Below are 2,238 nucleotides of genomic sequence, written 5' to 3'. Positions count from 1 at the left end.
GGGGTGCGCGTGCGGCTGGCGGCCGGCGGGGAGCGGTGGGAGCTGCGGGTGGTGCGGGCCGCGGGCCGCGCGGGCGAGGAGGTGCCCGGCGCCGCCGCCCCCGGCCGGGTGTGGCGGGTGCGCGAGGCGGGCCGGGAGGACCTGGGGGCGCACACCCGGACGGGTGCCGTGGCGCTGCGGCTGGAGATCGACGGGCGGGTGCTGGCGTTCGTGGTGGAGACCGGCGCGGAGGAGGTCGTGGTCGTGCACCGCGGCGAGGCGGTGCGCCTGCTGCACCGGGAGGCCACCACCGCCGCGGCACCGGCGGGCACCGGCTCCCCCACCGCACCGGTGCCCGGCACCGTCGTCGCGGTGCCCGCGCGGCCCGGCGGGCGGGTGGCGGCCGGGGACGTCCTGGCGGTGCTGGAGGCGATGAAGATGCAGCTGCCCGTGCGCTCCCCCGTCGACGGTCTCGTCACGACCGTCGACGTCGCCGTCGGGGACCGCGTCGCCCTGGGCGAGCGCATCGCGCAGGTGGAACCCACCGGGGACCCCGGGGGAAGGAGCACGGCATGAGCACCAGCACGGCCCCCGCCACGGGCCCCACGACGGCCACCGGGCCCTCGTTCGGGCTGACGGCGGCGCAGCAGGAGTGGCGCGCCCGGGCCCGGGAGTTCGCGCAGCAGCGCGTCGCACCCGTCGCCGCGGACCTCTACCGCCGCGGGGAGTACCCGGTGGAGCTCGTCCGGGCGATGGGCGCGGAGGGGTTCTTCGGCCTCGGCGTGCCCGAGGCCGACGGCGGCAGCGGCGGCGGCCTGCTGGAGCTGTGCCTGGTGGTGGAGGAGATCGGCCGCGTCGACCAGTCCCTGGGCATCACCCTGGAGTCCGCCGCGGGCCTCGGCGCCGCGCCGCTGCACCGGGCCGGCACGGCCGAGCAGAAGCAGCGCTGGCTCGGGCCGCTGCTGCGCGGGGAGAAGGTCGCCGGCTTCGGGCTCACCGAACCCGGCGGTGGCAGCGACAACCTCGGGCTGCGCACCCGCGCCCGCCTCGACGGCGGGGAGTGGGTGATCGACGGGCGCAAGGCGTTCATCGGCAACGCGGGCAGCGCCATCACCTCCCACGTCACGGTCACCGCCGTCACCGGGACCCGGCCCGACGGCCGCCCGGAGGTCAGCACCGTCATCGTGCCGGCCGGCACCCCGGGGTTCGAACCGCAGCCGCGCAACGACCTCGTCGGCTGGCGCACCATCGACAACCGCGACCTGGTGTTCCGCGGCTGCCGGGTGCCGGTGGCGAACACCCTGGGCGCGCGCGGGGCGGGGCTGCGCACCTTCCTCGGTGCGCTGGACGCCGGGCGGGTCGCGATCGCCGCGCTGGCGGTGGGGATGCTGCAGGGCTGCCTGGACGCGTGCACCGCCCGCGCCCGCGAGCGGCAGGCGTTCGGCCGGCCCATCGGCGCCAACCAGGGGGTGGCGTTCCCGATCGCCGACATGGCCGTGGCCGCGCAGCTGGCGCGGGACGCGACGTGGCGGGCGGCGTGGCTGGCCGACACCGGCAGGCCGTACGGGCGCGAGGCGTGCACCGCGAAGCTCTACGCCACCGAGGCCGCCGCGCGCACCGCCCGCGCCGCGGTGCAGGTGTTCGGCGGGGAGGGCTTCACCAACGACAGCCTCGTCGGGCGGTTCTACCGGGATGCGAAGGTCCTGGAGATCGGCGAGGGGACCTCGGAGGTGCAGCGCGTGCTCATCGCCCGCCACCTCGGGCTGCCGGGGCCGGCATGAGCGGCGGGGAGGTGCCCGGGCGGCCGCGGGTGGTCGAGCAGCGCGGGTTGTGGTTCGAGGAGTTCGAGACCGGGGTCCTCTACCGGCACCGGCCGGGCCGGACCGTGACGGAGGCCGACGACGTGCTGTTCTCCACGCTCACGATGAACCCGCAGGCGCTGCACCTGGACGCCGCGTGGAGCGCCTCGCAGCCCTTCGGCCGGCGCCTGGTGAACAGCCTCTTCACGCTGTCCACCCTCGTCGGGCTCTCGGTGGCCCACCTGTCGCGGGGGACGACGGTGGCGAACCTGGGGTTCTCCGAGGTGCGCTTCCCGGCGCCCGTGTTCCACGGCGACACGCTCTACGCGGAGACCGTCGTGCTCGCCAGGCGCGTCTCGGCGAGCCGGCCCGGCGAGGGGGTCGTGACCCTGGAGCACACCGCCCGCAACCAGGACGGCACCGTCGTGGCGGTGGCGGTGCGCGCCGTCCTCGTGCGGCT

3 protein-coding genes are annotated in these 2,238 nt (G+C 77.3%); all 3 read left to right on the top strand.

The features are described from left to right. On the top strand, positions 1-555 hold a 555-nt coding region (locus ABEB16_RS19905), incomplete at its 5' end, for an acyl-CoA carboxylase biotin carboxyl carrier protein subunit (RefSeq protein ID WP_345713938.1). Further along, positions 552-1,760, top strand: coding sequence for an acyl-CoA dehydrogenase family protein (locus ABEB16_RS19900; protein WP_345713937.1), 1,209 nt, complete (start codon positions 552-554; stop codon positions 1,758-1,760). The genes ABEB16_RS19905 and ABEB16_RS19900, both read left to right, overlap by 4 nt. After that, a partial coding sequence (locus tag ABEB16_RS19895; protein ID WP_345713936.1) for a MaoC family dehydratase occupies positions 1,757-2,238 on the top strand: 482 nt, incomplete at its 3' end. The genes ABEB16_RS19900 and ABEB16_RS19895, both read left to right, overlap by 4 nt.

Source organism: Kineococcus glutinatus (assembly GCF_039542765.1).
Lineage (GTDB): Bacteria > Actinomycetota > Actinomycetes > Actinomycetales > Kineococcaceae > Kineococcus_A > Kineococcus_A glutinatus.
The sequence above is the reverse complement of the archived record's forward strand: the minus strand, read 5'-3'. Positions and strand labels throughout refer to the sequence as shown.

What these genes read in the sequence shown, in the direction of transcription:
- ABEB16_RS19900 (WP_345713937.1), top strand. Translation starts at nt 552, where the DNA reads ATGAGCACCAGCACGGCCCCCGCCACGGGCCCCACGACGGCCACCGGG.